6 protein-coding genes are annotated in these 8154 nt (G+C 39.3%); all 6 read left to right on the plus strand.

All coding sequences use genetic code 11. From position 1 onward, the window contains the following. Positions 1–531: 531 nt before the first annotated feature. A complete protein-coding gene (locus ACLUJM_RS11690) occupies positions 532–3006 on the plus strand; it encodes a hypothetical protein (protein WP_412412884.1) in 2475 nt (824 codons plus the stop codon). An 86-nt stretch (positions 3007–3092) separates the two neighbouring features. Further along, positions 3093–4076 carry an acyltransferase family protein gene (locus ACLUJM_RS11695; RefSeq protein WP_234212406.1) on the plus strand — a complete coding sequence of 328 codons (984 nt, stop codon included), beginning with the start codon at positions 3093–3095 and terminating at the stop codon, positions 4074–4076. Further along, the gene (gene glf, locus ACLUJM_RS11700; protein ID WP_165017713.1) at positions 4073–5197 is read left to right on the plus strand and encodes a UDP-galactopyranose mutase; all 1125 of its coding nucleotides are present in this window, start codon (positions 4073–4075) and stop codon (positions 5195–5197) included. Before ACLUJM_RS11695 ends, glf begins: the two co-directional genes overlap by 4 nt. Before the next feature lie 38 nt (positions 5198–5235). After that, complete coding sequence (locus ACLUJM_RS11705) at positions 5236–6438, plus strand: glycosyltransferase family 4 protein (RefSeq protein ID WP_412412885.1); 1203 nt, start codon at positions 5236–5238, stop codon at positions 6436–6438. A gap of 5 nt (positions 6439–6443) precedes the next feature. Further along, positions 6444–7373, plus strand: coding sequence for a glycosyltransferase family 8 protein (locus tag ACLUJM_RS11710; protein WP_165017707.1), 930 nt, complete (start codon positions 6444–6446; stop codon positions 7371–7373). Positions 7374–7861: 488 nt separating this feature from the next. Further along, on the plus strand, positions 7862–8154 hold a 293-nt coding region (locus ACLUJM_RS11715; protein WP_412412886.1), incomplete at its 3' end, for a hypothetical protein.

Raw genomic sequence — 8154 nt, forward strand, 5'->3', positions numbered from 1 at the left:
GAATGCTATTGGCCGGCCTGCCACATTGGTGGATAAACGCATCTCCCTGTTTTATCATAGGCCTCTGGTATTATAAATACGAATGCCTCCTAATGAACCAAATGAATAAGGTGAAAAAATGGCATTTCATCACTTTGATACTGCTGTTTCTCTGTACATACCGTCTCGACATTGTTCAAGACAATATTCAGATGCTATCACGATGGCGCTATACGTACGCTTCGTTCTACCTCGTAAATATCTTGTTCATTTTATTAGCCTTGTATATACTCCAAGGTATGAATCAATTCATAAATTTCAGAATCAAGCGAAACAGCTATTACGAAATCTACCTACTGCAAGGTATCATATTTTTGTTGCTTGGCACAGTGGTAGAGAACAGACTGATTTTCTTCATCGTGGCTGTTGCTACCACGATTATATCTTCATTGGGAATGAACTGGGTTAACCAGAAGATAATAGCTTTAATAAATATCCGGAGAAAGTGAATGCTTACGTTTCTGAACATAGATACGTATGATAAATGGTAATATGGAAGAAAACAATAAGAGAATATTTAAGAATACAGCATATTTATATGTGAGGCAATTAGTGATAATGGGACTTAGCTTCTTTACAACACGAATTGTGTTAGAGAAGCTGGGCGCCGATGACTTTGGCGTGAATAATGTCGTGGCGGGATTCGTTTCCATGTTCACATTGGTTAATTCCATTCTTCAAGCCAGTACCTCACGTTTCTTGTCTCTAAATCTTGGTAAAAAGGATGACGTACTGATAAAAAGGACATTTTCCACAGCCTTTTATATGCACTTGATGATAGCGGTGGCTGTAGTGGTCTTGTTGGAATCGTTTGGCATATGGTTCTTGAATACTAAACTGAATATTCCGACAGACCGCATGTTTGCCGCCAATGTAGTATTTCAACTCTCGGTCTTTTCTGTTTTCATAGGTATTACTCAAACTCCTTATACGGCAATACTTACATCTCATGAGCATTTTAATATGTATGCTTATATGTCGGTATTTGATGTGGTAGCAAAACTTGCTGTTCTTTTCTTTTTAATCTATATACCATTCGACAAACTTATCGTTTATGCTTCACTTCAGACTATGGTGAGTCTAATAGTTGCAATGACATACCGTATCTATTGTTTACGTAAGTTTAAAGAAACACACCTTTCCAAACTGTTTGATAAAAAACTGTGTAAGGAGATGACTGTGTTCTCAGGATGGGGAGTAGTTGGTAATCTTGCCGTTACATTAAATAGTCAAGGATTAAATATATTGATAAACATATTCTTCACTACTGTTGTCAATGCCGCCTTAGGCCTTGCGGCTCGTGTAAACTTCACGATTCTCACTTTTGTCGGAGGATTTATGACTGCGGCCCAGCCGCAACTTGTGAAGTATTACGGTGCCAATGACATGAAGAATTTCCATCAACTGATTTTTAATGTGTCGCAATATTCACTTTTCATGTTGGCGATTATTGGTGTCCCCGTATTGATGGAAATAGACTATGTGCTTGACCTATGGCTCACAGAAGTACCGGAATATACATCTGCATTCATTAAAATTACAATATTCAATAGCATTATTTCTTATTCCAACCGTTTCGTGGATCAAGGATTGGTGGCAAGCAACCATATGAAGCAACTTAATCTGTATTCTTCTACATTGTACTTGGTAGAATTACCACTGATGTACGCAGCCCTGAAACTGGGAGCTTCTCCCGTATTTGTTTATGCCATATCTTGCTTTACGGTACTTGTTTGCCTATTTATCAATGTAAAGATGCTTTCTAAATTTACGGGGTTCCCCGGATGCCAATATATAAAAACCGTATTTTTAAAAACGTTAGTCTTAATTTTAATAGCCTGTGTGCCTCCATACCTGATATGTATGACCATGCCTGACGGCTTACTCCGATTCTTGATTGTTTGTTCAGTTTCTGTATTAAGTACCATGACGGTTCTTATGCGGTTCGCCTTGAGCGAAGAGGCCCGATATATGGTAATGGGAAAAATAAGAAAGATGCTGCACATAAAGAAACCCAGCCAACGGGAAATCAACCAGCGACATCGATATGATTATCCTGCAGAGAATAATGGTTGGAATAAGGTCGGCAATAAGCCTGTATATGGCAATCAAGAAACAGAATCCGTATTTGACCCTTTTGTAATGAAACATCATGGAAAGTTCCTGATGATAGTATCTGAACGCAAACACCACGGGCTTGACCTGCTCGAATCATCAAATGGTACTGATTGGCAGAATAGAGGTTCTATTATGAAAAGAGTGCCGGAAACTTGGGAGTGCCTGATTAACCGTGCATCAGTTGTGATAGTAGATGGCATCTGGCATCTTTGGTACACAGGACAGTCTCCGGAAATAAGTAGAATAGGACATGCAATAAGTACAGATGGTATTCATTACCAGCGTTCCTCTCGTCCTTGTGTTGAAGCGACTCTCCCACAAGAGGGAGTATCCGTCATGAATCCCTGTGTGCTATGGAATGAGGATAGAAAAATATTCCAAATGTGGTATGCGGCAGGTGAGAATTATGAGCCGGATGCACTTTTCTATGCCGAGTCCGAGAATGGCGAACACTGGACAAAGCATGAACAGCCGGTGCTCTCTAAGGATGAAACGCATGAATGGGAGAAATATAAAGTTGGCGGTTGTGATGTCAAAAGGCAAAAGGATGGTACATATATCACATATTACATTGGTTATCAAAATTTGGATGTGACACGCATCTGCTATGCGGTTTCTGATGACGGTGTTCATTGGGAACGGCCTAACCATAATATATGTATTTCTCCGTCGCAGGATAGTTGGGATTCAGACGCGACCTACGAGCCTGCAGTTGTTGAAAAAGACGGGACTCTCTATATGTGGTATAATGGACGCAAAGGAGTAGAAGAATACATCGGACTGGCAACAAAAAAAACGGAACGAAATAAACATAGCGACATGTCTAACCCATTAGTGAAAACAATTTAAAGCTTACAATCCAGAACAAGTGACGAGTGCCTACTGGCACTTACCTGAAAGGGGTATACCTTGTTTGGAGCACTTACTAACCAATTATGACTCTTGCAATCTTTCTGCTTATAATAGTAGCAATCATACTATTCAAACCATCAATGTGTTTTCAATTTGACAAAGATCAAACCATACGGCTGAAAGGCATCCTAGCTGTCTTGATTGTCATGTATCATACAATGAGGGGGATTATTATAGTTGAAAATTGGGGGTATGTCATAGTAAGTATGTTCATGTTTGTTACCGGGTATGGACTAATGGCATCATATGCCAATAAAGGTGAAGTATACTTGCAGACTTATTTCCGCCACAGATTTTTAAAGCTACTTCCTCCGTTAGTTTTGGCCACTACAGGTTTTATGATTATTGAGTATTTGGCTGGACATGGCTCATTTATGCATTGGTTTAATTACTTCAAGCAAACAGGTATACCACCTATTGGTGCAACATGGTATGTCTATTGCATCATATTCTTTTATCTGTTCTTTTACATTTCCATGAAAATCGGAAAAGCCAAAACTACAAAGATAGCCCTATTAACCACCTTGTACATCCTATTTGTTGTCTTTATCAAATATATTGCAAGATGGGATGATTTCTGGTGGTGCTCCTCCTTTTCATTTTTGGTCGGTGTAATGTATGAGACAGCCGAGAAGCATTTACTTCAGAAATTATCCGGCATCAATAGCCAAAGAATATATTCGGCTGTTCTCCTTGGAGTATTGGTTTTGCTTGTTTATTTGCATCATACATACGGTAATGCCCAATCACTATATATATTTGTCAATATTTTGCCTATCGCCCTTGTTATCACAATATACAATTTTGGAATCCCCCCAAGTAGGATCTTTACATTTTTAGGGAGCATTTCATACGAGATTTTCATTGTCCATGATGTGTTTATCTCTTTTTTATATACATTTGCCGTACCTACTGGAATTCTAAAATTCTGTATTGTGATAGTATTATCTATTCCATCAGCATATATCCTAAATAAATTCTGCAGCCATTTATTAAAAAAGATATGACTCATTATGATTATCTAATAGTAGGTTCCGGTCTATTCGGAGCAACATTCGCTTATCGTGCCAAGCAAGAAGGCAAAAAATGTCTCGTAATAGACAAACGACCTCAGTCAGGGGGAAACGTTTATTGTGAAAAGATAGAAGGTATCAATGTCCATAAATATGGCGCCCACATCTTTCATACCTCTAATAAGATGGTTTGGGATTTTGTAAACTCCATCGTCGAGTTCAATCGCTATACAAACTGTCCGGTTGCCAACTATAAGGGTAAACTCTATAATCTGCCTTTTAACATGAATACATTCTATCAAATGTGGGGTGTGATGACTCCGGAAGAGGCAAAGGCCAAGATTGAGGAGCAGAAGAAAGAAGCGATAGAAGTTCTTGGCGGGAAAGAGCCGCAAAACCTCGAAGAACAAGCTCTTACCTTAGTTGGCAAAGATATCTTTGAAAAATTGATTAAGGAATACACCGAAAAACAGTGGGGACGCAAGTGCACGGAACTCCCTGCTTTTATCATAAAAAGGCTGCCTGTACGCATGGCCTTCGATAACAATTATTTCAATGACAAGTATCAAGGAATTCCTGTTGGTGGATATAACAAGTTGATTGAAGGGCTGCTTGATGGCATTGAATGTAGAACCAGTATTGATTTCTTCAATTCCGAGTACAAGGATTGGCGGAAATATGCCGATAAACTTGTATATACAGGAGCGATAGATGAATATTTTGGTTATTCTTTGGGTAAACTTGACTGGAGAACAGTTTATTTTAAAACTCGTATAGAAGACAGTCCCAACTATCAAGGAAATGCTGTAGTAAATTATACGTCTCACAATGAGCCTTTCACACGTATTATTGAACACAAACATTTCGAGATCTTTGGACAAGAGGTATACGATTATCCAAAGACCGTAATTTCTGAGGAGTATTCTACAGAATATAAGGATGGCATGGAACCATACTACCCTGTGAATGATGAACGTAATAATGACTTGGCAGAGCAATACCGTAAACTTGCCGAAAAGGAGGAGAATGTTATCTTCGGCGGCCGATTAGGACAGTATAAATATTATGACATGTCACCGATTGTAGAGCTAGTTCTGAAATTGAAAAACATATAGGCATAATGAAGAAAGTATTGATTTGGGATGATTTCCCGATGAGTAATATAGGTGGTCCGATGGGGTATTGTTATAATATCCATGAATACCTCAAAGATCATCCAACAAAGCAGATAACGTTTTTGTCCGACTTGTTGCCGGAAAGGGAAAGAGGTACATGGGGCAATCCACCTATGCCTAAGAGTGCCCGTAAATTACAGTTGCATCGCATTCTAAGAGGGCTTCACCTTTATGGCATATATGGGAAAGTCGGAGATGTCAAGAATACTTTGAAGGCATATTTATTTGAGCATTATCGGACAGGATGCAAAATCATTCCCGCGACATTGAATCTGAACGAGTATGATATAATCCATTTCCATTGGACAAAACATCTTGCCATCTTCAAACGGGCACACCCGGAGTATAAAGGTAAGACGATGCTCACCTCGCACTCTCCTTGCCCAATATCGGTCGAAGTATTCTCAGAGGAAAACTGGGCACGAATATTCTGGCCGATAGAATTCTCTCGCGAGTGTCATACATATGATGAGGCGGATTATATCATGTTCCCTTGCGAGGGTGCCCGTGAACCATACGAGAAGTATGGTAAGATGAAACGGACTTTTGCCAATAATAATCATAAATTTCACTATAACCCTTCTGCCATTCTTGACTTAAAGGTAGATTCCGGAAAGATACAGAAGTTCTCTGAACTGAGTATTCCTGCCAATGCCTTTGTCATCACTTACTTTGGACGTCATATCAGTGTGAAGGGCTATGATATCCTCAAGCAGGTGGGTCATAGACTTTTGAACAAGTATCCTCATCTTTATTTCCTATGTGCAGGAAAGGGTGAGATCCAACCTTTGAATCATCCGCGATGGATAGAGTTGGGGTTCATTCATAATGCCAATGAGTTGATGTCGCAAAGCAGCCTCTATATCCTCCCTAACCGTGAAACCTACTTCGATCTGGTCACACTCGAAATCTTGCGGGCCGGTATTCCCGTCATTTTGTCAAATACCGGAGGTAACAAATATTTCCACCACTTCTTAAGCGAGGAACTAATGGGCATGGATTTTTTTGACATCAATGATATTGACGATCTAATAGTCAAAGTTGAAAATGTTATCAAGCAGAAATCTGTGGAGCCAGCGAAATATATGGAAAAAAAGGTCGCAAACAGAAATCTGTTTATCAACAACTTTACCATAGATAAGTTTGTGGAACGATATATTAACTTGATTAATAGTTTATAAGAAATATGCACTTACTCTTCGCGACAAATGATGCTTATGTTCCACACGTGGCAACAACATTGGCATCTGTATTTGAGAACAACATGGATATGCAGTTCGTTGTACATGTCATGGCAACGGATATCAGCGATAATAACCACAGAAAACTGAAAAACTTTGTGGAGAAATACCATCATCTGTTGGATGTGAAAATTGTCAATCCTGATGATTTGGAGATTGATTTGACAGTATGTGGCAAATGGGGAATCTTCCCATCTTTGAAACTGTATGCGGCCGACCTTTACCCTGAAGTGAACAAGATGCTCTATGTGGATGCAGACATGATTTGTCTCGGTTCCCTAAAGCCTATTGAGTCTGTAGATATGACTGACTGTTATATCGCAGCACCGACTGATGAGCAGGAGGCAGAAAAGCACAAACAGCGCTTGGACTTGCCGCATGATGCCTTTTATGGCTGTGCAGGCTTGGTATGGTTCAATCTTGACAAATGGCGCAAGGAACATGTTCGCCGGAAATGCTTTGCCTATTTCAACTCCCCCGCCCATCGTGACATTATAAAATGGGGAGAGCAGGATGTTTTGAATAAGGTTTGCCAAGGTTACATCTGCGAACTGCCCATCATATATAATATGTTCAGTTGCTATTGGCTACATCATGGCAGAAACATACCGGAAAGATACCGTGCCAATATAGCTAAGTATAAACAAAATGCAGTGATTATCCACTATATCGATTCCTGCAAACCTTGGTTCAAGGATAACCATTTTCCGCTAAAGAAATACTATTGGAAATATCATCGCTTGACACCTTGGAAATATGAAAGCTACGGCTATTCAAAAGGCTATGAGGGAAAGGTTCGTGCTTTGAAAAGCAGGATCAAACAAATGTTTCATAACCTTGGACTCAAAAAATATGATTATGCCTATGACATTTAACATGAATTCAATGAAAATATAAAAACATGATTAAAAAATTCGTAAGTACTCATTGTATGGCTCTTGACTTATTTTATTAATAGAACTCAATGTAGACTACACACCTTTACAAGCACTATAGCCACACAACGAATACTTACGTGCCTATCGGCACTCACCTGAAAGGCATATACCATTTTTTGGACACTTACGTGCTTACAGAGAATATGATAAAATTTCTAAATATACTGGAAGGATTCAATTATCCTCCTGAAAGTGGTGGTGATCAAGCTGTATATAATGGCATACAACTGCTCAAACACCATCTCGACTATCACATCATAGTGGTTACTGATAATGACAACGCTGTACAGAGATATAAAGCTGATAATCCGGAAGTGGCTATCACCTTCTTTCCTATACGACGAAAAAATCGGATAGAATGTATCCATGCGTTGTGTATGCGTCTTCAACGACTACTATGCCGATGCTCGGGGTACGAAGACATATTGGCTGAATATATGGCTTCGGTTAATGCTGATATACTACGTTATACAAGAATGTATCAATTTATTAATCGGTATATCAAGGATCATGGAATAGAGATTGTGCAAACAGAGTTTACCCGCCCTCTCTATTGGACACAAGGTATCATCGGATCAGCTAAAATAGTGTTTGTACAGCACGAGATACACTATGTAGTAAGAGCTCAACAGATGAATCTACATGAGAACGTATCAGAGAGCGCGCAAATGCTTTATGAGATAGAGAAAAAAAGCGAGATACAGGCTATGAATGGGTG

Source organism: Finegoldia sp. (genome assembly GCF_046991905.1).
GTDB lineage: Bacteria > Bacillota > Clostridia > Tissierellales > Peptoniphilaceae > Finegoldia.